Origin of the sequence: Mesorhizobium sp. WSM4310, from assembly GCF_007003935.1 — a bacterium.
Lineage (GTDB): Bacteria > Pseudomonadota > Alphaproteobacteria > Rhizobiales > Rhizobiaceae > Mesorhizobium.
The window spans coordinates 1-23,575 of the sequence record NZ_VFTA01000061.1; the positions used below are offsets into that span (position 1 = coordinate 1).

The 23,575-nt window shown below is 63.9% G+C and carries 22 protein-coding genes and 1 pseudogene; 11 read left to right on the forward strand and 12 right to left on the reverse strand.

Annotated elements, in window-relative coordinates; genetic code table 11:
* Positions 1 to 29 precede the first annotated feature (29 nt).
* A complete protein-coding gene (locus FJV80_RS33055; protein WP_095773853.1) occupies positions 30 to 1,019 on the reverse strand; it encodes a sugar-binding protein in 990 nt (329 codons plus the stop codon).
* A gap of 440 nt (positions 1,020 to 1,459) precedes the next feature.
* On the opposite strand from FJV80_RS33055, the gene FJV80_RS33060 reads away from it, so the two are divergent.
* The 11 genes from FJV80_RS33060 (at position 1,460) to FJV80_RS33110 (ending at position 11,491) form a co-directional block, all read left to right on the forward strand.
* The gene (locus FJV80_RS33060; protein ID WP_027047043.1) at positions 1,460 to 2,203 is read left to right on the forward strand and encodes an ATP-binding cassette domain-containing protein; all 744 of its coding nucleotides are present in this window, start codon (positions 1,460 to 1,462) and stop codon (positions 2,201 to 2,203) included.
* A 61-nt stretch (positions 2,204 to 2,264) separates the two neighbouring features.
* A complete protein-coding gene (locus tag FJV80_RS33065; protein ID WP_095773852.1) occupies positions 2,265 to 3,263 on the forward strand; it encodes an ABC transporter permease in 999 nt (332 codons plus the stop codon).
* Positions 3,264 to 3,470: 207 nt separating this feature from the next.
* Positions 3,471 to 4,298 (forward strand): AraC family transcriptional regulator, encoded by an 828-nt coding sequence (locus FJV80_RS33070; RefSeq protein WP_095773851.1) that lies wholly within the window; start codon positions 3,471 to 3,473, stop codon positions 4,296 to 4,298.
* A gap of 107 nt (positions 4,299 to 4,405) precedes the next feature.
* Entirely contained in the window at positions 4,406 to 4,849 is a 444-nt protein-coding gene (locus FJV80_RS33075) for an SRPBCC family protein (RefSeq protein ID WP_095773850.1), read from the forward strand.
* Between the two features lie 26 nt (positions 4,850 to 4,875).
* The gene (locus tag FJV80_RS33080; protein WP_142878385.1) at positions 4,876 to 5,670 is read left to right on the forward strand and encodes an FAD binding domain-containing protein; all 795 of its coding nucleotides are present in this window, start codon (positions 4,876 to 4,878) and stop codon (positions 5,668 to 5,670) included.
* Between the two features lie 60 nt (positions 5,671 to 5,730).
* On the forward strand, positions 5,731 to 6,213 hold the full coding sequence (locus tag FJV80_RS33085; RefSeq protein ID WP_142878386.1) for a (2Fe-2S)-binding protein: 483 nt from the start codon (positions 5,731 to 5,733) through the stop codon (positions 6,211 to 6,213).
* Between the two features lie 10 nt (positions 6,214 to 6,223).
* Positions 6,224 to 7,591, forward strand: a complete 1,368-nt coding sequence (locus FJV80_RS35665) for a xanthine dehydrogenase family protein molybdopterin-binding subunit (protein ID WP_142878387.1) — start codon at positions 6,224 to 6,226, stop codon at positions 7,589 to 7,591.
* Between the two features lies 1 nt (position 7,592).
* The gene (locus FJV80_RS35670) at positions 7,593 to 8,597 is read left to right on the forward strand and encodes a molybdopterin cofactor-binding domain-containing protein (protein WP_142878388.1); all 1,005 of its coding nucleotides are present in this window, start codon (positions 7,593 to 7,595) and stop codon (positions 8,595 to 8,597) included.
* A gap of 1 nt (position 8,598) precedes the next feature.
* Positions 8,599 to 9,480: a MoxR family ATPase gene (locus FJV80_RS33100; RefSeq protein WP_142878389.1), complete on the forward strand. Its 882-nt coding sequence runs from the start codon at positions 8,599 to 8,601 to the stop codon at positions 9,478 to 9,480.
* A 5-nt stretch (positions 9,481 to 9,485) separates the two neighbouring features.
* Positions 9,486 to 10,604 carry a VWA domain-containing protein gene (locus FJV80_RS33105; protein ID WP_185975301.1) on the forward strand — a complete coding sequence of 373 codons (1,119 nt, stop codon included), beginning with the start codon at positions 9,486 to 9,488 and terminating at the stop codon, positions 10,602 to 10,604.
* Entirely contained in the window at positions 10,604 to 11,491 is an 888-nt protein-coding gene (locus FJV80_RS33110; protein WP_185975300.1) for an amidohydrolase, read from the forward strand. The genes FJV80_RS33105 and FJV80_RS33110 overlap by 1 nt, the downstream gene beginning before the upstream one ends.
* A 232-nt stretch (positions 11,492 to 11,723) precedes the next feature.
* On the opposite strand, the gene FJV80_RS33115 is transcribed toward FJV80_RS33110, so the two are convergent.
* The 11 genes and pseudogenes from FJV80_RS33115 to FJV80_RS33165 form a co-directional block, all read right to left on the reverse strand.
* A complete protein-coding gene (locus tag FJV80_RS33115; protein ID WP_142878392.1) occupies positions 11,724 to 12,989 on the reverse strand; it encodes an ABC transporter substrate-binding protein in 1,266 nt (421 codons plus the stop codon).
* A 24-nt stretch (positions 12,990 to 13,013) separates the two neighbouring features.
* On the reverse strand, positions 13,014 to 13,844 hold the full coding sequence (locus FJV80_RS33120) for a carbohydrate ABC transporter permease (RefSeq protein ID WP_095773841.1): 831 nt from the start codon (positions 13,842 to 13,844) through the stop codon (positions 13,014 to 13,016).
* Complete coding sequence (locus tag FJV80_RS33125) at positions 13,841 to 14,764, reverse strand: sugar ABC transporter permease (RefSeq protein WP_142878393.1); 924 nt, start codon at positions 14,762 to 14,764, stop codon at positions 13,841 to 13,843. Before FJV80_RS33125 ends, FJV80_RS33120 begins: the two co-directional genes overlap by 4 nt.
* On the reverse strand, positions 14,757 to 15,908 hold the full coding sequence (locus tag FJV80_RS33130) for an ABC transporter ATP-binding protein (protein WP_142878394.1): 1,152 nt from the start codon (positions 15,906 to 15,908) through the stop codon (positions 14,757 to 14,759). Before FJV80_RS33130 ends, FJV80_RS33125 begins: the two co-directional genes overlap by 8 nt.
* Positions 15,905 to 16,753, reverse strand: coding sequence for a metallophosphoesterase (locus tag FJV80_RS33135; protein WP_142878395.1), 849 nt, complete (start codon positions 16,751 to 16,753; stop codon positions 15,905 to 15,907). The genes FJV80_RS33130 and FJV80_RS33135 overlap by 4 nt, the downstream gene beginning before the upstream one ends.
* 239 nt (positions 16,754 to 16,992) lie before the next feature.
* The gene (locus FJV80_RS33140) at positions 16,993 to 17,400 is read right to left on the reverse strand and encodes a carboxymuconolactone decarboxylase family protein (protein ID WP_095773837.1); all 408 of its coding nucleotides are present in this window, start codon (positions 17,398 to 17,400) and stop codon (positions 16,993 to 16,995) included.
* 111 nt (positions 17,401 to 17,511) lie between these two features.
* A complete protein-coding gene (locus FJV80_RS33145) occupies positions 17,512 to 19,008 on the reverse strand; it encodes a sugar ABC transporter ATP-binding protein (protein ID WP_095787666.1) in 1,497 nt (498 codons plus the stop codon).
* Positions 19,008 to 20,063 (reverse strand): hypothetical protein, encoded by a 1,056-nt coding sequence (locus FJV80_RS33150; protein ID WP_095787665.1) that lies wholly within the window; start codon positions 20,061 to 20,063, stop codon positions 19,008 to 19,010. The genes FJV80_RS33145 and FJV80_RS33150 overlap by 1 nt, the downstream gene beginning before the upstream one ends.
* The gene (locus FJV80_RS33155; RefSeq protein ID WP_142878396.1) at positions 20,060 to 22,183 is read right to left on the reverse strand and encodes an SMP-30/gluconolactonase/LRE family protein; all 2,124 of its coding nucleotides are present in this window, start codon (positions 22,181 to 22,183) and stop codon (positions 20,060 to 20,062) included. The genes FJV80_RS33150 and FJV80_RS33155 overlap by 4 nt, the downstream gene beginning before the upstream one ends.
* Positions 22,184 to 22,258: 75 nt before the next feature.
* Positions 22,259 to 23,284: a sugar ABC transporter substrate-binding protein gene (locus FJV80_RS33160; protein ID WP_095773833.1), complete on the reverse strand. Its 1,026-nt coding sequence runs from the start codon at positions 23,282 to 23,284 to the stop codon at positions 22,259 to 22,261.
* Positions 23,285 to 23,371: 87 nt separating this feature from the next.
* Positions 23,372 to 23,575 (reverse strand): annotated as a pseudogene (locus FJV80_RS33165) (ABC transporter permease); the annotation flags it as partial.

Genomic DNA, 23,575 nt, shown 5'->3' on the forward strand with positions numbered 1-23,575 from the left:
CGTCAGACGGGCGCCCCGGATCGAAAGACCTATTTCTGGATGCAGGTGTCGACCGTGTCCTTGGTGCACTCATCGAGGCCGGTGAAGACCGGATCGTCGACCTTCTTGCCCGTGATCAGGTCGATCATCACCGACGGCGCCTTGTAGCCCATTTCAAAGGGCCGCTGGCCGACCAGGGCGGTGACCAGGCCGTCCTTGGCGATCGCCACTTCGTCGCCGATCGTGTCGGCGGCGCCGATGACGAAGTCGTTCTTGGCCAGCCGGTCCTTCAGCGGTCCAACCAGGTCACGATAAGGCTGCGGCGCGCCGAACAGCGGCCAACCGCCCATGATGCCGAAGGCGTCGAGCTTGGGGTTGGCGGCGAGGATGTCCGTCATCGCCTGAACGCCCTTGGCGCCGTCGTCGTTGGTGAACACCGGGCAGCCGGCGACTTCCGTCCATCCGCCTTCACCGGCAAGTGTCGCGAGACCTTCCTTGCCCGTCAGAGCGTCGCGCATGCCTTGTGCGCGGCGCAGGATGTTGTCGGCAGCCGGATTGCCTTCGATCGTGCAGATCGTGCCGCCATTCGGCTTGGCCTTCTTGATGTACTCGCCGATCTTCTTGCCCATCAGATAGTTGTCGGTGCCGAGATAGGTCTTGCGAAGGGCTGCATCTTCCTTGGCAAGGTCGGCGTCGACGGTCATGATCGGGATCGACGGATTGGCGCTCTTGATCGTCTGCGCGATCAGCGGCGCGTTGGACGGCGAAATCGCCATCGCCACCGTGTCGGGCTTGCTCAGCATATCCTGGACGATCTGTGCCTCGCCAGCCTCGTCGGAAGTCGACGCCGGACCGGTGTAGAAGCACGCATATTCCGAACTCGCGTTCTCCTTGTTCCATTTCTCGCAGCCCTGATGGATGGCTTCGAAGAATGGATTGTCGAGACCTTTCACCACGATGACGAGCTGCTTCTTGGCCAAAGCCGGCCCGGCGCCCAGCGCCATGGCGGCGACGGCGGCGAGCAATACTGTTTTCCTCATGTCAGTCCTCCCTTGGAAACAGACGGACACGGCGTGCCCGCCATACAAATCGACCTGATGCGAGATGGCAGAGCCAACGCTCGTGCCGCCGTGCAAGGCCGATAAGCATTTTCAGATGCGACCGGACCGCCAACATGCCGGAACGGCCGATAACCTCCCACCGGTCCCGCCGCAACAATGGTTTGGGACCGGATATCTTTCTCCGACCGTCAACTAATAACGGCGCGGCGCCAACGTCAATTGCTATTTGTCCTACAAAACGGATTTTTCAGAGGCACATGTCGCTATTCGTCTGACAAATAGCCCATTTCGACAATTGACGCCCGTGCGGGCATTCGCGTAAATGCCGAAGATCGTTGCTTCCGGGAGGAATGGGGAGCACGATATCGGAGCTGCGACCTGGAAAAGGCATGCAGCAAGACATGGGAGGCAACAGGCTGGTGGCGGTTCTCGAACTCACCAACATCTCGAAGCATTTTGGCGCCATCCAGGCTGTCAACGACGTGTCGCTGTCGATCGAACCCGGCCAGGTCGTCGGCCTGATGGGCGACAATGGCGCCGGCAAGTCGACGCTGGTCAAGATGATCGCCGGCAATTTCCATCCGAGCCATGGCACCATGCGCATGGACGACAAGGAATTGATCCTGAACAAGCCGGCGGAAGCCCGCCAGCACGGCATCGAGATCGTCCACCAGGATCTTGCGCTCTGCAACAATCTGACAGCGGCCGCCAATGTCTATCTCGGCCGCGAGTTGCGGCGCGGCGTCGGTCCATTCCGCATCCTCGACTATGCCGCGATGTACAAGCGCGCCGGCCAACTCTTCGCCGAGCTGAAGTCCGAGACCCGCCCGCGCGATCTCGTCAAGCAGATGTCGGGCGGCCAGCGCCAGGCGGTTGCGATCGCCCGCACAATGCTGTCGCAGGCCAAGATCGTGCTGATGGACGAACCGACGGCGGCGATCTCGGTCAGGCAAGTCGCCGAAGTGCTCAACCTGATCCGCCATCTGCGCGACCAGGGCATAGCGGTGGTGCTGATCAGCCACCGCATGCCCGACGTGTTCGACGTCGCCGACCGCGTCATCGTCATGCGGCGCGGACGCAAGGTCGCCGACAAGGCAATCGCGTCGAGCTCGCCCGAGGAGGTCACCGGGCTCATCACTGGCGCCATCGAGCAGGTCTCGTGAGCGCGGCTAATCCGGATTTCACCAGGCTGGCGTGCATCGCCGCCGGCAGGAAAGGTCGATAATGGCAGTCACCCTTGATCAGACGATCGCGCAGAAGCAGCACACTTTCCTGTCGCGGCTGTTCTCCACCCAGACCTTCTGGGTGGTGATCGCCGTCATCCTCGCCTGCATCTTCCTGTCGTTCGCCACCGACGCTTTCGCAACCTCGAAGAACCTCTACAACATCACCCGCAACATCACCTTCGTCGCCATCGTCGCGCTCGGCATGACCTTCGTCATCATCACCGGCGGCATCGATCTGTCGGTCGGCTCGGTACTGTGCCTGTCGTCGATGGTGCTGGCCGTCACCATGCATGCCGGCTATTCGATCGAAATCGGCATCCTGGCCTCGATCGCCACCGCGCTCGCCATCGGTGCCTTCAACGGCATCCTGACCGCCTATCTCGGCTTTCCACCTTTCGTGGTGACGCTCGGCATGCTGTCGATTGCCCGCAGCCTGGCCATGGTCGCCTCCAACAACACCGTCGTCTTCCAGTTCGGGCCGGACCATGACAAGCTGCTGGCGCTCGGCGGCGGCGCCTGGGTGTTCGGCATCGCCAATCCGGTGCTCTACATGATCCTTTTGGCGCTGATCACCGGCTTCATCCTGCGCTGGACCAAGTTCGGCCGGCACATCTTCGCCATTGGCGGCAACGAGCACGCGGCAACGCTGACCGGCGTCCCAGTGAAGCAGATCAAGGTAGCCGTCTACATGATATCGGCGCTGTCGGCGGGAATTGCCGGGATTATCCAGACCGGCTGGCTCGGCGCCGTCACCACCAATCTCGGCACCGGCATGGAGCTGCAGGTCATCGCCGCCACCGTCATCGGCGGCGCCAACCTGGCCGGCGGTGTCGGCACCGCCTTCGGCGCCATTGTCGGCGCGGCCCTCATCGAGGTCATCCGCAACAGCCTTGGCCTGCTTGGCATCAATGCCTTCTGGCAAGGCACCTTCATCGGCGGCGCCATCCTGCTGGCGGTGCTGTTCGACCGCATCCGCAATTTCAGGCGCAACGACTGACATTTAAGTGCCTGTCCTTCTCCCTCATGGGAGAAGGACATTGCCAAGCGCTGTTCGTTCCGGTTCCTATCGCTCAGTCTGAAAATCAGCCGGAGCGAGCCACCACCGTTTGCCGCCAACAGCCTATGTCTTGACGGAAACAGGCAACCGGCAGCACAATCTCCAGGCAGGCGAAGGGAGGCCAGTCGTCTGCGGGAGGATATACCCATGACGGAAGCGATCAGGCTCTACTGGGGCCGGTTCGGACATGTTTCTGTCCTGAATGTCGCAAGCGACTTCGTCACCCATGCCCATGTCGAGGCGCATCTCATCATCTGGCTCGAAGGCACCGCCGGCGAGATGACCATCGGTCGCGAGACGGTAAGGCTCGGTTCCTGCACCGCCGCCGGCATCAATTCCTTCCAGCCGCACAGCCACGTCCTGTCGCAAAACGGGACGCCCGGTCTGTTCCTTGCCTTCTACATCGATCCCGATTGGGCGCGCCGTCGCCGCGACCTGCCCTCCTCCGCGCCGCTGTTTGCCCAGGCGGCGATCACGCTGGAGCCCTGGCTGCACCAGGCCGCCGCCAGCCTGCTCGACCATCTGACCGACAATGAAAGCGTCGACGATGTTGCCAATTACGAGATCGAGCGCTTCATTGATTCGGTGCTCGATGCCGCCGATGCGTCGGCGCCGCAGGAGGCGCGCACCCGCATCAACACCCTGCAGGATTTCCGCGTCCGCAAGGCCATCCAGCTGATGAAGGCCAATGTCTGCGAACGCATCTCCTTCGACGATGTGGCGCGCAGCGTCGGCCTGTCGCGGCCGCATTTCTTCGCCCTGTTCAAGGAACAGACCAATCTGACGCCCAACGTCTACTGGAACACGCTGCGCATGGAGGAAGCCGTGCGGCAGCTGCATTGGTCGCAGGAGCCGCTGATCTCGGTCGCCTGCAATCTCGGCTTCACCACGCAGGGCAATTTCTCGCGCTTCTTCCGCGACCATGTCGGCGTGCCGCCGACGCTTTATCGCGAGGCCGCGCGGGCAACCGCCTGAGCCTGCTTTTTCAGACTCCTTGATACGCGCACAAGACGCATTGATAAGCGTCAGCCAGGCCACCGCCCTACCCTTGCCCGACTATCGCATTCGCAAGGGAACGTCCTATGGCAAAAGTCACCATCTCCAGCGTCATCGACGCGCCGGTCGAAAAGGTCTGGTCGCGCATACGCGACTTCAACGGCCTGCCGGGCTGGCATCCGCGCATGGTCGAAAGCCATATCGAGGATGGCAAGGACGCCTCGACGATCGGCTGCGTGCGCAATTTCGAGCTGATCACCGGCGCGCGGCTGCGCGAAAAACTGCTCGACCTTTCCGATGAGAACTTCCTCGTCAGCTATTCCATCCTGGAAACGCCGCAGCCGCTGACCAACCACAAGGCGACGCTGCAGCTCAGGCGTGTCACCGATGGCGACCGCACCTATGCCGAATGGACCGCCAGCTTCGATGCAGCCCCCGAAGAAGCCGACAAGATCGCCGCCGGCATGGGCACCAACGTCTTCCAGGGCGGTTTCAACGCCCTGAAGAGCCATTTTGCCGGCCAGAGCTGAACTGGGCTTCAGAACAGGAGCGTTCCATGGCGCTTGCCCTCCAGACTTTCCCGACCGTGAAGGACGCCAATGCGGCGCTGAAGGCGCCCGGCACCCGCTATCTCGGCGGCGGCACACTCGTGGTCCGCGCGGCCAATGAAGGCGATGTTTTGGTCTTCGGCCTTGTCAGATCGACCGACCCGGCGCTCATGGCCATCACGGTCGCCGACCGCAAGGTCCGCATCGGCGCATCGGTGACCATGGCGGCGATCGCCCGTCATCCCGAGCTCGCCATCCTTGCCAAGGCCGCGCGCGCCGTCGGCGGTCCGGCGATCCGCAACATGGCGACCGTCGGCGGCAATCTGTTCGCGCCGGCACCCTATGGCGATTTCGCCGTGGCCTTGCTGGCGCTCGACGCCATGGTCGGCACCGAGGATGGCGAATTGCCGATCGAGACTTTTCTCGCCAAGCGGGACGGCAGCCGCTCCATCGTCACGTCAGTCAGTTTCACACTGCCAAAGGCCGACGGCTTCCGCTTCCTGAAAGTGTCGCGGGTCAAGCCCAAAGGCGTTTCGGTGCTCAGCATCGCGGCCGTCCTGGAACAGGCCGCCGACGGCACCGTGTCCTCGGCGCGGATCGCGCTTGGCTGCATGGCGGACCGGCCAATGCGGGCCAAGGCGACGGAAAAGGCGCTCGAGGGAAAGAAACTCGACCAGAACGGCATCGCGGCAGCATTGGCCGCCGCCACCGAGGGCATTGCGCCGGTCACCGATCCGATCGCCAGCGCATGGTACCGCGCTGAAGTCCTGCCGGTCCATCTCGGCCGGCTGCTGCTGGCCTGAAATCACCGTTGGGGGGCGCGCGTCTGTCCGATCCGTCGGGCAGGCGCGCAAGGAGGAAACATGGCGAAGATCCCGGTTCAATTCACCCTCAACGGCTCCGAGAAAGCCGAATTCATCGACAGCGGCACGACGCTGCTCAACGCTCTGCGCGACAAGATCGGCGACACCTCGCCGAAGGGCGGCTGCCACCAAGGCACATGCGGCGCCTGCTCGGTCGTCATCGACGGCGAACTCAGGCTGTCCTGCCTGACCTTGGCCGAAACCTGCAATGGCGCTGCCATCACCACGACATCGGGCCTCGCCGAAGGCGGCGTGCTGCATCCTCTGCAGCGCGCCTTCCTCGACACCTTCGCCACGCAATGCGGCTTCTGCACGCCGGGCATGATCATGGCCGCCAAGGTGCTGCTCGACCACACGCCAAACCCCAGCCGCGACGAGGTGGTGGAGGCGCTGTCCGGCAATATCTGCCGCTGCACCGGCTACGAGCCGATCATCCAGGCAGTGCTCACGGCGGCCCGTGCCAATTCGCAGAACGCGGCCTGAGGGACCAACGATGGAATTGCGCAAGAACTACTTCGCCGATGTCCGCAAGGACGATCTGCACGAAATCGGCCAGCCCCGGCCGCGTTCGGATTCGCCCGGCCATGTCACCGGCAAGACCGCCTTTTTCGCAGACCGCAGCTTTCCCGGCATGCTGCACCTGAAGATGGTGCGCAGCCCGCACCATCATGCCCGCATCCGCTCGATCGACACATCCGAGGCCGAAAAGCATCCAGGCGTGGTCAAGGTGCTGACCGCCAAGGACGTGCCGCACAATGTCTACACCATCCTGATCCTCATCCAGATCGGCCCTGAGGACGAGACGGTGCTTGCCGACGGCAAGGTGCGCTGGAAGGGCGAGGCCGTGGTGGCGGTGCTGGCCGAGACCGAGCGCGCCGCGCAGGAGGCCGCCGGCAAGGTCAAGATCGACTACGAAGTGCTGCCGGCCGTCTTCGACATGGAGGAAGCACTGAAGCCCGGCGCGCCGCTGGTCAACGAGTATCACGGCCAGAACTATTACCTCTATGACAGCGGCGAGTGCCGCAAGGTGCGTTTCGGCGATGTCGAGGCCGGCTTTGCCGGCGCCGACCACATCCTGGAGCAGAGCTACCAATCCTCGCCGATCGAGCATGCGCCGACCGAGACCACCGGCTGCGTGGTGGTGCCCGAAGGCAATGACCGCTTCACCTGCTACACCAACACGCAGGCGATGTTCTTCACCCTCGACAACACCTCGATCATCCTGCAGATGCCGGGCAGCAAGCTGCATTTCGTCGGCGGCACGGTCGGCGGCGGTTTTGGCGGCAAGGTCGACGTCATCGTCGAGCCCATCGCCATCCTCGGCGCCAAGCTCACGGGCCGGCCGGTCTCCTTTGTCTACAGCCGTGAGGAGGAAATGCAGATATCCTCGCCCCGCGCGGCCGAAAAAGTCGTCATCAAGGACGGCGTGATGAAGGACGGCAGTATCGTCGCCCGAAAGGTCACCGGCTACACCGATGCCGGCGCCTATTCGCGCCACTCGCCCTATGGTGCGCAGAAGGGTGCCGGACACTATCCGGGCCCCTACACCATCCCCAATGTCTGGATCGACACCTATTGCGTCTACACCAACCGCACGCCGTCCTCGGCCATGCGCGGCTTCGGCGTCACCATCGGCGACTTCGCGCTGGAGGTGCAGATGGACAAGCTGGCGCGGCTGATCGGCATGGACCCGCTCGAATTCCGCTTCATCAACGCCTATCGCGACGGCGACATGAAGGCGCATCGCCAGCCGACGGAAGGGGCAGCGCTCATCGAGTGCATGCAGGAAGCCTCGCGCGCCGCCAACTGGCCGGTGGCGGAAAAATTCATGGCGATGTCCTCCTACGGGAAAGGAGCCTGATATGGCGATCCGGCGCGGGCGCGGCGTTGCCGCGATCAACTATCCCACCGGCATGAATCTCGGCGGCGACCCGACCCAGGCGCTGGTGCATTCGACGCCGACGGGCAATTTCATGGTGACGCTGTCGTCGGTCGATCTCGGCCAGGGCATGAAGCAGATCATGGCGCAGATCTGCGCCGAGACCATCGGCGTGCCGACCGACCGCGTCGTCGTCGACACCGCCGACACCGACACCGGCCCGCACTGCATGGGCACCTTCGCCTCGCGCGGCACCCACCGCGCCGGCAACGCCGTCATCCAGGCGGCCAGGGAAGCGCGCCAGGTGATGCTGGAAGTCGCTGCCGAGGAACTGGAGGTCAACGCCTCCGACCTCGAGACCGACGGCCAGGGCAACATACTGGTCAAGGGCGCGCCGCAGAAGTCGATCTCGATCTTCGATGTCGCGCTGTCGGCGCATTTCAAGCGCGGCCGGTCCATATCGGGCCGCGGCATGTTCCTGATTCCGCGCTCCTACCCGGAGAAGGAGACCGGCGCGATGAAGCCCTCGACCTGCTACGCCCACGCCTGCACCGTGGCCGAAGTCGAGGTCGATGACGAGACCGGCGAAGTCACGGTTCTAACGATCAAGAACGTGTTCGAGATCGGCCGCGCGCTGAACCCGAAAATGGTCGAGCAGCAGCTGGTCGGCGGTTCCTGGATGGGCATCAGCCACGCGCTTTATGAGACCACCGAGCCCTATTATCCCAACCGCGACCATGGCGGCACCGATTTCAACCAGTATCTGATGCCGGGTCCCGGCGATCTCGCGCAGACCGAGATCATCGTCCTGGAGCGGCCTTCGGCGGATGGTCCCTACGGAGCCAAGGGGCCAGGGGAAATGTGCGCCAACCCGCAAATACCGGCGGTCGCCAATGCCGTCTTCGACGCGGTCGGCGTGCGCATCGACACGCTGCCGATCACGCCGGAACGCATCCTGCGCGCGCTCAAGACGCAAGCGGCGACCTGACATGCCCGAGCTCAACGCCGGGACTGTCGCGACCTCGCCGGAGGCGGTGGCGCAGCACCTTGCCGCCTCGCGCTACCTGGCCGACGACAGCCTTTCAACGGCCATCTTCCTGGCGATCCGGCTGGGCAAGCCCCTGCTGCTCGAAGGCGCGCCAGGCGTCGGCAAGACCGAAGCGGCCAAGGCGACCGCCGAGCTGCTCGGCCGCGATCTGGTGCGGCTGCAATGCTATGAGGGCATCGACGCCGCGCACGCGCTCTACGAATGGAACTACCAGCGCCAGCTGCTCGCCATCCGTCATGCCGGCGAGCATGAGATCGACATCTATGACGACCGTTTTTTGATCGCCCGCCCGCTCCTGCAGGTCTTGCGGGCACCGGAGCAGCGCGTGCTGCTGGTCGATGAGATCGACCGTTCCGACCATGAATTCGAGGCGCTGCTGCTGGAATTCCTCTCCGACTTCCAGATCAGCATTCCCGAGCGCGGCACCATCCGCGCCGCCGCCCAGCCGATCGTCATCCTGACCTCGAACCGCACCCGCGAACTCGCCGAAGCGCTGCGCCGGCGCTGCGTCTACCACTGGATCGGCTATCCCGAGGCCGAGCGTGAGGCCGCCATCATCATGCTGCGCGCCGGCGATGTCGCCGAGGCCACCGCGCGCGCCGTGGCGGCAGCCGTGCAGACCATCCGTGCCCGGCCGCTGGCCAAGCCGCCCGGTATCGCCGAAGCGGTCGAATGGGCCAACGCCGCCACCATTCTGGAAAAGGGCGGCAGCCCATGGCCCGAGGCCTTCCGCCGCGCCATCGGTGTGCTGATCAAGGACGAGGAAGATCTCTCCTACATCGCGCCCGAGCTTGGCCGCATCGTCGAGGAGGCGCTGGGGTGAGGGCGCTGCCTCGCCCGGCCGCGCCCTTCCTCGGCTTCGGCCGGCTGCTACGCCGCTACGGTTTCGCCGTCGCACCCGAACAAATCTCCGGCTTCATGCAAGCCGTGACATTACTTGGCCCACGCTCAATGTCTGACATCCACGAAGCCGCCCTTGCCACGCTGGCGCCGCCACCCGATCGCCGCGACGAATTCGAGGTCCACTTCCAGAGCCATTTCTACGGCAACACGTCAGCCGTGGTCGAAGGCGAAGCAGACGAGGAAACCCGCATCAAGGATGATGGCGGCGCCGACGATGAGTGGACCGAGGCCGAGCGTAGCCGGGAAGCCGGCGAGCTATCCTCGGCCCTGGAACAGTTGAGCACGCGCGACTTTCAGCGCGACGACGACAGGCTGACCGCCTTTCGCCGAAAACTGTCCTCCGCTTTGCCCGCCCGCCGCTCCTTCCGCACCGTGCGCACCCCTTCGCGCGGCAAGCTCGATCTGCGCCGCTCGCTCAGGGAAATCGTCAGCGCCGATGGCGACGTGCCCTCGCCGCTGCTGCGCCGCCGCCAGACCGTGCCGCGCAAGCTGCTGCTCTTGATCGACGTCTCCGGCTCGATGAAACTGCACACGGCGGACTATCTCAAGCTGGCGCATGCCGCCGTGCAAGGCGCCGGCCGCGCCGAGATATTCACCTTCGGCACGCGGCTCACCCGCATCACCTCGGCCCTGCGCATCCGTGACCGCGATCAGGCGCTGGCCCGCGCGGCAGCCCAGGTCGACGACTGGGACGGCGGCACCCGCATGGGGCCGACGTTGCTCGCCTTTCTCTCCGTGCCGCGCTTCTCGTCCTTCGCGCGTGGAGCAGCAGTCATCATCCTGTCCGACGCTCTGGAGCGCGGCGACCATGCCGAACTGGAGACCGCGATGCGCCGGCTGAGCGCCCGCGCCTTCCGGCTGTCGCTGGCCACGCCTTTGGCCGGCGACCCGCGCTTCCGGCCGGCAACGGCAGCGCTGCGCGCCATCCTGCCTGATCTCGACGATCTCATCGACGGCTCGTCGCTGACCAGCCTCACCGATTTCATCCTGTCGCTCGCCCGCCCTGCCCGCACGGCATCGACAATCTGGAAAGGGGTATCGTGATGCAGAAAGCCATCGACGCGCATTTCCACATCTGGCGCCAGAAGGATCAGCCCTGGCTGGTCGGGCCGATGGTGCCGCGCATCTTCGGCCCCTACGAGCCAATCCGTCGCGACTATCCGATCGGCGAATTCCTCGAGGACCAGAAAGCGTCAGGCGTCGAGAAAGCCGTCTATGTCCAGACCAACTGGGCCAAGGAGGATTTCGAGAAGGAAGTCGCCTTCCTGCAGACGACCGCTGACGAGACCGGCTGGCCGCATGCCATCGTCGGCTATGCCGACATGACGGTCGACGATGTCAGGCCTCAGATCGACCGGCTGATGCAATACAGGCTGCTGCGCGGCGTGCGCATGCAATTGCACTGGCACGGGACGCCGGCTTTCCGCTTTGCCGCCTCGGCGGATCAGGTCATCGACCCCAAGGTGCGGGCCAATGTCGCGAGGCTGAAGGATTACGGCCTGTCCTTCGACCTGCAGCTCTTCCCCGCCCAGATGAAGGACGGGCTGACGCTGGTCGGCGAGAACCCCGAGACCAACTTCATCCTCACCCATGCCGGCATGCTGACCGGCCCAGAGCCGGAAACCACCGAGGCCTGGAAGGCCGGACTTCGCACGCTTTCGGCCGCACCAAACCTCTATGCCAAGCTGTCCGGTCTCGGCACCTTCGACCACCGCAACGACCCAGCGCTGATTGCCTATATCGTCGACAACGCCATCGATATTCTGGGTGCGGATCATCTGATGTTCGGCTCGAATTTCCCGATCGAGAAGCTCTGGACCAGCCATGCCGAGTTGATCAAGGCGCACCGCGATGCGGTGGCGAAACATGGTGCAGAAACCGAGGCCGACATTTTCTGGAACACGGCCGAAAAGGTTTATCGGCCGGTGTAGCGCTCTCTTCCTTCTCTCCTTTGTTTGGATCGGGAAAATTGCACACCTGTTCGCGATGTCCCCGGTCCAAACACCCGTGCGGGAGAAAGGTGGCCTCGCGAAGCGAGATCGGATGAGGGGTGCTCAGGGAACACCACGCCTCACTCCGCTGGAATACCCCTCATCCGTCTCGGCGCTGCGCGCCGATCCACCTTCCCCCACAAGGGGGAAGGAAGAAGCCGCCACACAACCCTTACTGCGTCGGCAACATGCCTTCGACGTCGCTTGCCGCGTCATAGAGCGCTTCCTTGGGTGAGGCCGACTGGTCGACGATGCGCGACAGATTGTCGACGATCGTCTGCGTGACCTTGACCCCATTGGTGCCCGGGAAGGCATACCACGGAACCATCAGCGGCATCTGGCTGAGCCCGGCCTGGAACAGCGGGTTCTTCTTGTAGAAATCGCCGAGATACTCGGGAGACTTCGCCGCCAGTTCGTTGTTGGGGACATAGCCGGTACCCGGCACCACGACGGAGGCGCCATAGGGGCCGGCGGCGAATTTCGCGAACTTCCAGGCGGCCTCCTGCTTGGCCGCGTCCTTGGTCAGGATGACCACGGCATTGCCGCCGGTCGGCAGATGGCCGTTGATCGGATCGATCAGCGGGATCTTGGCCGTGCGCAGGGTGAACTTGTCGCCGACATTCTTGATCGTGTTGACCAGCGCACCGGTGGTCTGGAATTCGAAGCCGACCTTGCCGGCCGCGAACGCCTGTTCGCCCGCCGGCTTGGTGAAGACCGGCATGCCGCCTTCCTTCACCATGCGCTCGAGGGTCGCCACCGCCTTCTCGCCTTCCGGCCCGTTGAAGGCGACCTTGCTTTCGTCCTCGTTCAGCATCTTGCCGCCGGCGCCGAACAGCAGCGCCGAGAACATCCAGTCATCGCCCTGCCAGCGGAAGTCGATCCCGTCGATGCCATTGCCGAGCGCCTTGATTTTGCCGCCGAGCGCGATGACCTCGTCCCAGGTCTTGGGCGGATTGTCCGGATCGCCGCCGGCCGCTTTCACCAGGTCGGCGTTGTAATACATGATCGGATTGGAGGTGGCGAAGGCGAGGCCAACCTGCTTGCCATTGACCTGCGCCAGCTTCAGAATCGTGTCGGAGAAGCCGAGCTCCGCCATATTGCCTTCCTTCTTGACCAGCGGGCCGAGATCGACCGCAACGTCGCGCTCATTGAGCATGCGCAGGCGGTTGAGGCCGATGAAGGTGATGTCGGGCATCTCGTCGGTGCCGGCCTGGCGAAGGATGGTCTGGATGCCCTCTTCATAGGTTGCCGACGGGCTGGCGAACTGGATCCTGATGTCGGGATTTTCCTCCATGAACTTCTTCGAGATCGTGTCCATCACGTTCTTGAAGAAGCCGGGCATCGGGTAGTGAACCGTCAGCGTCGTCTCGGCATAGGCGGGAAGGGCCGCCGCCAGTGACACCGCTGCTGCGGCAAAAATCCTAGAAATATGCTTCATCGTTCGTGCTCCTTGTTGGTCCGATCAGCCTTTGAGACCGGTCATGGTGATGCCCTCGACGAAGCGTTTCTGCGCGAGCAGGAAGGCGGCGACGAGAGGAAGGGTGATGATCAGCGTGGCGGCCATCAGCGCGCCGTAGTCGTCGCCGGCCTCGGCGGCGCGGAAATACATCAGGCCGAGCGGCGGCGTGGCGTAGGCCTGCTTGCTGACGACGATCAGCGGCCAATAGAGATCATTCCAGTGCGCAACGACGGAAAAGATCGCGAAGGCGGTGACCGCCGGCCAGGCATTGGGCACGATGACGCGCGCGACGATGCCGAGTTCGGACATGCCGTCGAGCCGCGCCGCGTGCAGCAGGTCGTCGGGCATGGCGCGGAAGAACTGCAGGAACATGAAGATCGCGAACACCGAAATGGTGAAGGGCGCGACCAGCGAGGTGTAGCTGTTCAAGAGCGACATCCTGTCGAAGGCGACATAGAGCGGCAGCGCCGTCGCATGGATCGGCACCAGCAGGCCGAGCATGACCAGCACCATCATCAGCCGCGCGGCGCGGAACTTCAGCTTGGCCATCGCATAGGCGCAAGGGATCGCCACCACGACCTGGAAGAAGAAGATCAGGCCGCACACGATGACACCGTTCCACAGCAGCGTCGCCATCGGCACCTTGGCAAACGCCTTGGCGAAATTCTCGGCGAAGTAGAAATGCTGCGGGATGAGCGCCAGCGACGAGGTGAAGATGTCGCTCTGCGTTTTGCCCGCGGTCGAGATCATGAAGATATAGGGCGCAAGGATCATCAGCGCGCCGAGCGAAAGCAGCGCGAAGCGGATGATGCGGCCGGCCGGGATGCTGTTCATGTGTAATGCACCCGCCGGTCGAGCACGCGGTATTGCACAAGCATCAACACGACCAGGATCGCCAGGAAGACGACCGTCATCGCCGAGGCGTAGCCGACGCGCAGATAGACGAAGCCCTCCTGGTAGATGGTGAAAAGCAGCACTTCGGAGGCCTTGTTGGGGCCGCCGTCGGTAAGCATCTTCACCGTTTCGAAGACCTTCACCGCATTGGTGATGCTGATGGTGACGACGAACAGCGTCGTTGGTCCGAGCATCGGCCAGGTGACCAGGAAAAACCGGTCGAGCGCCGATTTCGCGCCGTCGACATGGGCGGCGGCATAGAGCTCGCGCGGGATGGCCGTCAGGCCTGCCAGGAACAGCACCATGTTGAAGCCGACCGACTGCCAGATGCCGATGATCGACAGGCTGTAGAGCACGGTATTCGACGCGCCGAGCCAGTTCGGGCCGGGAATGCCGGCAAGCGAAAGCAGCGCGTTGAGCGGCCCGATCGTCGGGTGGAAGATGTATTGCCAGACGGTCGCCATGGCGACGATCAGCGAGGCGACCGGCAAGAAATAGACGGTGCGGAAGAAACCGCGCGCCCGCCCCTCGCCTTCGATCAGCAGGGCAACCCCCAGGCCAAGCACGATCGACACGGGCGCGACGATGGCCGTATAGACCGAGGTGTTCCACAGCGACCGGCGGAAGGTGCGGTCGTTCAGGAGATGCGCGTAGTTCTCGAAGCCGACGAAGCGAAACTTGCCGTAGCCGAGCTCGAAATCGGTGAAGCCGAGGAAGATGACGGCGGCCACCGGCAACAGCACGAACAGCAGCACCAGCACGATGGCCGGCGCCGCCAGCAGCCAGGCGGTCCGGTCCTCGCTGCGTGCACGCAGTGCCGCGGCGCTCGCGACATTGCCCGCCAGCGCGACGCTAGACATAGGCCGGTTCCTGCCGCGCACCCGCCGCGACGCGCAGCCGCTTTCCTTCCGGCCCGAAGACCATCGCCTGCTCAGGGGCCAGGACGAGACCCACCTTCATTCCTCCGATCAGGTCCTTCGCCTCATGCGGTGCCAGCTTGGCGACGACGGCGTCGCCGGAGGTCTCGAGCCGGCAATGGGCAATGACTTCCGAGCCGAGGAACTCGAGCCGTTCGATCATCCCGGCAAGGCCGCTCCGGCCGCTGGGAGACAGTTTGACGAATTCCGGCCGGATGCCGAGGCTGACCGGGCCGTTCGCCACCTTCTCCAGCAAAGCCAGCCGGATGCCTTCGAAACCGACACGGCCGTTTTCGGCGAACGCCGGGATGATGTTGATCCTCGGCTGGCCGACGAAACGCGCGACCTCGATATGGGCGGGATCGTTGTAGATCATTTCCGGCGCGGCGAGCTGCAGCAGATTGCCGCCGATCATCACCGCCACCCGGTCAGCCATCGAAAGCGCCTCGGCCTGGTCGTGCGTCACATAGAGCGTCGGCACGCCGGCGCGGCGGTGCAGTTCGACGATCTCGCCGCGGGCATGGACGCGCAGATTGGCATCGAGGTTGGAGAGCGGCTCGTCCATCAGGAAGATGCTGGGATGGCGCACCATGGCACGCGCCAGCGCCACGCGCTGGCGCTGGCCGCCCGACATCTGCCCCGGCTTGCGGTCGAGCAGATGGTCGATCTTGAGCAAACCCGCCATCTCGCGGACATCGCGTGCGATGCCGGTGCGAATATCCTTTTGGCCGGGCAGCAGGGGGCCGACCAACGGCAGGCGCTGCGACCGGCTCAGCCGCTTCATGGCGAGCGGCACGGCGATGTTCTGCCCAGCCGTCAGATGCGGGTAGAGCGCGTAGGACTGGAACACCATGGCGATGTTGCGGTCGGCCGCGGCGACCGGCGACATGTCCTTGCCGCCGACGAAGATTTCGCCGCTGTCGGCATGGTCGAGCCCCGCCAGAATGCGCAGCAAGGTGCTCTTGCCGCATCCGGAAGGGCCGACGAGCGCGATGAATTCGCCGGCTTCGACATCGAGGCTAACGCCATTCAGAATGGCGTTGCCACCAAAGGATTTTTTCAGCCCGCGAAGCGACAGCGCGCTCATGACGCCACCCGCTTTCGAACCTTGTGCGCCTCGTGCGGATAGACCTCGGCCACCACGTCATCGAGGACGTAAGCCGTCATGCCGGGTATGGCGACAATCTCGCTGGCGACGGTGTCGCCGAATTGATGCCCGAGTTGATGGATGACGGCGCCAAGCAGCCGTTCGCCCGGCATGTCGCGCTCCATGTCACCGACCACGAAGGCGGCCGACGGCCCCCATACAAGCGACGTGCTTTCGTAGTGGCCTTGCCATGCCCGGTGCAGGTGGCCGCTTGCGAACAGCGCGACATCGTGCGCGGCGATCAGATCGTAGAGGCGCTGGCGCTGCGCCGGCCTGACGCTCCAGTAGCCGGTGTCGCCCTCGCCGGGCGCATCGACGAACAGCGGCTTGTGGGCGAAGAGGGCGATGCTCCGGCCGCCACGGCTTTCCAGCACGGTGCGCAGCCAGTCGAACTGCGCCTCGTCCTCCGCATCGTCGAAGCCCATCAGCAGGCTGTCGAGGCCGATGAGGCGCCATCTCCCTGCATCCTCCATCCAGTAGTCGTGCCCAACCAGCCGGCGCCAGCGCTCAAGGCGCCCGGCATTGACCGGCTGCAACGAACCCGGCAGGTGGCCGACATCGTGATTGCCGGGCACCAGCAGCATCGGGGTGGAGATTTCCCGCATCAGATCCATGCAGAAGGCGATATCGTCATCCTTGTCGGCACCGTCGACACTGAGGTCGCCGGTGTGGATGACAAGGTCGGCGCCGCTCTGCTCGATCCAGGCGGCGAGCGGTGCCCAATTGCCGTTGAAATGCGGCTTGGTCGGACTGAAATGGGTGTCTGTAATCTGAACGATTTTCATGCCGGCTCCACCATACGAGCCGCGCCCCAGGCAAGCGGCATCGCATGGGGCTTCCTTAGTGCCGTTCCATGTCACTTCCTTAACAGCGGCCGGGATAAACCGCGCAATTGCAGGCAACGGTCGTCGAAGAGCGCTGGAGGCACGCGCCGCAACGCGGAAACCGAAAAGATTTCAGCCGCTTACCGCCGGTGCGCGACACATTGGCCGCGCTCACAATCTTGTGACGGCGCGCGAAAAGCTCACTTCACCTCGAATTGCGGATCGACCGGGATCTGCATCGCCGTCACCAGATGGTTGGTTTGGCCGGCGAGCCCGATGATCGAGATAAGTTCGCCATGCTGCGCGTCGGTCATGCCCTTGGCCCGGGCCGCCGCCGTATGCGAGTGGACGCAGTAGGAGCAACCATTGGCGGTCGACACCGCGATGTAGATCATTTCCTTGGTCAGCGGATCGATGGCGCTGTCCGCCACCATCACCGCCTTCAGCTGTTCCCACACCCGCTTCAGCGACGCCGGATCATTGGCCAGCCCGCGCCAGAAATTGTTGACGAAATCCGACTTGCGCGTCGCCCTGATATCGTCGAACACGGCCTTCACCGCCGGGATTTTTTCGACCTCGGCATCGCTGAGCAGTCTTGTGGTGGCCATGGCGTTTTTCCTTCGTTGAACCGATGGATCAGGTCGTCGAATCAGGTCTCGAGCAAAGGTGGCTAATCGGCTCTTCTGATTCAGTTTTCGACGTACGCATCAGCCAGCATCCTAATGCACCGCCGCGTACATGATCTTCTCCTCCGTCGCCTCCGCCGGCGAAAACTCTTCGACGATGCGACCCTGTCGGCACACCAGAATCCGGTCCGACAGGTTCATGATCTCCGGCAGGTAGGACGAGATGACGACGACGGCCAATCCCTCATCGGCCAGCCGGTTGATGATCTGATGGATCTCGGCGATGGCGCCGACATCGACGCCACGCGTCGGCTCGTCGAAGATGACGATGCGCGGCTGCTGCACCAGCCCCTTGCCTATCACCACCTTCTGCTGGTTGCCGCCGGACAGTTCGACCACCCTGGCATTGTCGTTGATCGCCTTGATGTTGAGCGTCTTCGTCCATTGCGCCGACAGCTGCCGCATCTCCTGCTGGTTGATCACCCAGGCCTTTTCGCGGCCCGCGGCGAGCAGCCCCCCGAACAGGTTCTCGGCAATGCCCATCGTCTCGAAGATGCCTTCGCTCTTGCGGTCCTCGGTGACGTAGACGATGCCGTCGGCCACCGCCTCGCTCGGCACGAGATAGCGCACAGGCCGATCGTCGAGCTCGATTGCGCCGCCGCGCAGAAAATCGCGCTTGTAGATGCCCGACACGATCTTGAAGGTCTCGGTGCGGCCGGAACCGATCAGCCCGAACACGCCGGTGATCTGGCCTTCGAAGATCGAGAAGGAATTGTTGCGCACGACATTGCTCATCGAAATGTCCTGCACCGACAGCACCTTCTTGCCGGCCTTGCGCAGTCTGGCCTCGTCGCGCTGACGGTAGATCTGCCCCGACAATGTGCGCCCGACCATGGCCGCGACGATCTTGTCGCGGTCGAAGGCCGACGTGTCGTCGGTGATGACCAGTTCGCCGTCGCGCAAAACGGTGATGCGATCGGCAATGGCAAGCGCCTCTTCCAGCGCGTGGCTGATGAAGACGATGGAGACGCCGCTCGCCTTGAGCCGACGGATCAGCGCAAAGAAGTGGCGTTTTTCCTCCGGCGTCAGTGTCGCCGTCGGCTCGTCGAAAATGATGATCTCGGCATTGTGGTGGACCGCGCGCGCGATCTCGACCATCTGCCGCTTGGCCGCGCCCAGCGTCGCCACCATGGCGTTGGGATCGACGGGGAAATTCAGGGACTGCAGGAACTGCTGTGCTGAAATATACGTTCCGCGCAGCCGGTTGAGGAATTTCTCAGTGCCGAGATAGAGGTTTTGCGCCACCGTCATCGACGGCACCAGGCTGGTTTCCTGGAACACCATGGCGATGCCGGCCTCGAGAGCCGCGTGCGGCGACGCATAGGCGATCTCGCTGCCCTTGTGGAACATCTTGCCGGAGGTGGCGTCGACCACCCCTGCGATGATCTTGGTCAGCGTCGATTTGCCGGCGCCGTTCTCGCCGAGCAGCGCGTGGATCTCGCCCTTGCGCAAGTCGAAGCTGACATTCTTGACCGCGGGCACGCCGCGATAGTTCTTGGTGACGTTCTCCAGACGGACGATCGGTTCCATCAAAAACCTCCCGAAGCGAGGTCGACAGCCAGAACGCAGTCGCCGCCCTTGGAGGCGATGAACAGCCGGCCGGCCTTTTCCGTCACGCTGCAGATGCCGTGGCGTGTGCCGTTGGCGCGGCTGTGCAGGCTGAATTGCGGCTGCATCTCTGCGTCGAGCCTGACCACCAGACCGTAGGAGCGGCTCGGCGACCACGGCTTGTGGATGCCCATGGTGCGGATGCCGCCGCACTGCAGCGGCTCGAGGAAGCTGCGGTTGGAGGCCAGCGCCGGCGCGATCCAGTAGGCCGGCGGCACCTGGTCGATCATATCCTGCCGGTAGTGCGTTTCCTGCAGAACGAATTCGATCAGCCGGTTGCGTGGTGCAAACAGCGCCAGCCAAGCGCCGCCATCGCCGGCCGGAGAAAGCCGCGCGGGATAGCCGGGCAGATGCGTCAGCACGGTTGAACGGCTGCCCGCAGCGCCGTCAAAGCGGATGAGCTGATGGCGCCAGCTTTCGCTGACCAGCACGTCACTGCCGATTAGGTGGAGCCCATGGGGAAAGGCGAGATCGCCGGCCACCTTGCGGAATTCGCGGCCCATCGCGTCGCGTTTCCAAAGCGAACCGGACGCACCCTTCTTCATCAGATCGGCCGCCCATTGCGAGGGCGCATGTTCGGCCGAACCATTGGCCAGCCACAGCGTGCCGTCTTCGGCATAGGCAAGTGCTGTGATGCAGCTGAGATCAGCCGGCAGCGAAAGCTCCTTGCCTGATACCAGCAGCTTGCCGCTTTCCAGTGCCACCGTGAGTTCGCCCGATGGCGACCCGGCCAGCGCCGTGATGGGCGACGGAAAGGTCTCGATCACCTTGGGCTCGGCTCCGGCGGCAAGCGAATAGACTGCGTTGCCGCTGGAGGCGAGCAGCCGATCACCGGAGGCCAGTAGATTGTCAGGCTCGCTCAGCTCGGCAAACGACGATGCATCGTCCAGCCGCGTGTTGGGCCGGAAAGCGCCATCCAGCGGTGGGATGGTGACCGCCTTGCCGCGAAACATGTCCAGGATCGGATCGAGGATCATGGCTTTGCTCCCCAATAGGAAGCCGGGCTGGTCCAGTTCGGATCGGCGCCTGAAATCCTGTAGCGGCCGACGCGGTTGTTGAGGATGCCGCCGACGAAGAGGTAGCCCTTGTGTTCGCGCATCGAGGTAACCATCGGATGCGCGGCGCCGGAAAGGTCGCCCAGCGCCTCGACGATGCCGCCCTTCTGGTTGAATTTCACCACGCCGCCGGTGTTGATGTTGGGAAACAGCCACTCGTCCTGCGGCAGCCGGCGCGTCATGCGCTTGCGCATGTCGGGATGGCGCAGCGACAGGTCGAAGCTCGGCGTGCGCATGCCGAGCCACGCCATCCAGTAATTGCCGTCGGAAGCGCGGTTGATGTTGTCGGGATAGCCCGGCATGTCGCGGATGACGCATTCGGCGGTGCCGGCCTTCGGCCCTTCCAGCCAGTAGCGATGCACGCGGCAGGCCCAGCTTTCGGCGAAGAACAGCGATTTGCCGTCATGCGCCATGCACACGCCGTTTGTGTAGCGGTAGCCGTCGAGCAGGGTCTTCGTCGACCCGTCCCTGGGGTCGTAGACCAGCAGCCGCCCGGTGGCGCGGTTCTCGATCGAGTCCAGCGCCCAATCATGGGCGTCGTAGCGCTTGGTCGAGTCGGTGAAATAAATGCGCCCGTCGGGAGCGATGTCGCAATCGTTGGGATCGCGCAGCCGCGCATCGTCGACGATCGAGGTCCAGGAGCGCGCGGTCTCGGCCGACAGGCGTTTTACTTCCCGCTGCGGCGAGACGGAATAGAGCCCCATGGCGCCAACGCAGCTGATCAGATTGCCTGACTTGTCGAAGGCCAGGCCCAGCGGGAAGCCGCCAATATGGGCGAACACTTCCGACCTGACATAGTCCGGCGCGAAGAAGCGGACGATCTCGCCATGGCGGGTGCCGCAATAGAGATGGTCGTCGCGGTCGAGGATGACATCCTCCGGCCCCTCCAGTTCGCCAAGCCCGATATGGTCGGCCGCCGACAGCCGGTTGTCGAGTTCGTAAGGCGTGCCGGAGCCCGGTACCGCCGACTGTGTGTCGCCCATCTTGAGGTAGACCGGCGCGACATAGACCTCGTTCAGCACCTTATGGCGGTTCTTCAGCCAGCGGATGTCGATGGTCACCGCCACCGCCAGCATGATGCCGAGCACCATCTGGTTGGTGCCGGTGCCGTAGCCCAGCCGGATCAGCCCGTTGGTCATGGTCAAGACGATGATGGCGCCCATCAACCCCTTGATCACCGAGCCGCGCCCGCCGCCCAGGCTGACGCCGCCGACCACCGCCGCCGTCAGCGCCATGATCTCGAGGTTGAGGCCGGTGCCCGGCCCTGCCCCGCTCAAACGGCAGGCGATGAGAAAACCGCCGATCGAAGCGCAGAAACCGGAGAAGACATAGGTCATGAACACGGTGCGGCGCACGCGGATGCCGGCATTGTGCGCCGAGCGCCGGGAGCCGCCGACCGCCAGCACATGCCAGCCCGGCCGCGAGCGCGTCAGCGCGATATGGGTGACGATGGCAAGGATGATGGCGAGCCACACCGAGACCGACAGGCCCCAGAAAGTGCTGTCGCCGATGAAGTCGAGCACGTCCGAGGTGGCGGTCGAGAGCTGCACGTCGGCGGCATAGGTGGTGACCAGGATGTCGAACAGCGCCCGGCCGAAGATGAAGGTGACCAGCGTGGTGAGAAAGGCGCGCAGCCTGAGGTAGCCGACGAGGTAGCCGTTGATGGCGCCGAAAATCAGGCCGGTGGCGAGCGAGGCGGCCATCGCCAGCCAGATCGACTGTTCGAGGATGAAGAAGACATAGACGGCGGAGAAGCAGGACAGCGCGAAGATCGAGCCGACCGACAGGTCGATGCCGCCGCCCAGCATCACCACCGTCATGCCGGTGACGACCATGGAGAACTCGCCGAGCTGGCGGGTCGATTCCTGCAGCGCGTTCAGCTTGAAGAAGCCGGGAATGATCGAGCCGAAACTCGCCAATGTCACCACCAGCGCCAGGAACGGAATGGCGTTGTCGGTCCAGCGTTTGGTCAGGATCTCGCCGACCAGATGGTCGGGCACGAGATTGTAGCGCCAGGACTGCAGGCGTTCGCGAAAGGACATTGGCAGCCGTTGATCAAGAGAAAGAGGTGGCCGAACTGATCCGGCCACCTCGTGGAGTCTATTCGACCGCGTGGCTTATTTCGCCGCCGCTTCGGCCTGCAGCGCCTTCAGATCCCAGCAACTGTCGGGCTTGAGGTCGGCCTTGGTTGTCGCCTTCTCGAGCGTGTAGATGTAGGTGTGCGAGGTGCCGGCCGGTTGTCCGCTCTGCAGCAGGAACTTGATGATGGCGTTCATGTCGCCCGACTGGCGGGCAAGCTCGGTCATCACCACGGCGCCATAGGTGCCGTCGGCCAGCTTGTCGCAATCGGCGGCTTTTTCACCGCCGCCGGTGGTGACCAGGAACACCTTGCCGTCGAGCTTGGCGTCGCGGATCGCGGCGGATGCGCCGGTGGCGTCACCGTCCCAGAAATCGATGATCGAGCAGATGTCCGGGTTCTGCTGCAGCATCGTCGTCGTCACATTGCGCGAGGTTGTCGCATCCCAGTTGGAGTCGGGCTTGGCCACGACCTTGAAGTCGGGATGCTTGTCCAGCACCTTCATGATGCCGGCATACTGGTAGAGGCTGGAAGAGTTCGCCTGATCACCCTGCACCAGGCCGATCTTCTTGGAAGAATTCTCGCCGCAGCCCTTGATCGCCGCTTCGGCCTCGAGCTGGCCCAGCCGGTCCCAGTCGCTGCCGACAAAGGCATCGGCCGGGAAATTGGCGGGGTTGTCGACCAAAAGCACATAGGTGCCGGCGGCCTGCGCCTTCTTCATCAGCTTGGAATAGGAGTTGAGGTCCGGGGCGTGGATGATCAGCACGTCAGGCCTGGTGTCCGACGAGATGGCATCGGTGATCGCCTGCGCGCCGGCATCGACCACCCAGTTTGGATCGCGCGTCTCGAACGTGCCGCCCCAGGCCTCGACCTCCTTCTTCAGATAGTGCGCCCAGCCTTGTGCCAGATCGAAGCCCATCGCCAGCGGCACCAGCATGACGCGCTTGCCCTTGAGCGCCTGTGCGTAGGCCGCCGGACCCGGATCGTCGGCGGCGAAGGTCGGCGCCACGAAGGCGGTAACGGCGAGCGCCGTTGCGGCGGCCATAAGTGTCTTGATCAGTCTCATGTCACGTCCTCTGGTTCGGTTTTCATTGCCGGCCGATCGTCGCGATCGCGCCGGGTACCCCGAGCAAGATGGGCTAGCCCATCTGCTCTAAATGTCGCCTTGCTGCGCAGTCTGCTCGTCGCGCGGATTGATGATGCCGTCGACGATGATGGCCCCGAGCAGGATCGCCGCCTTGATCAGGTTCTGGTAGAGCAGCGGAATGTCGATGATGGTCATGGCGTTGAGCAGGATGCCGATCAGCGCCGCCCCCACCAGCACATTGCGCACCCCGCCACGCCCGCCCGAAAGTCC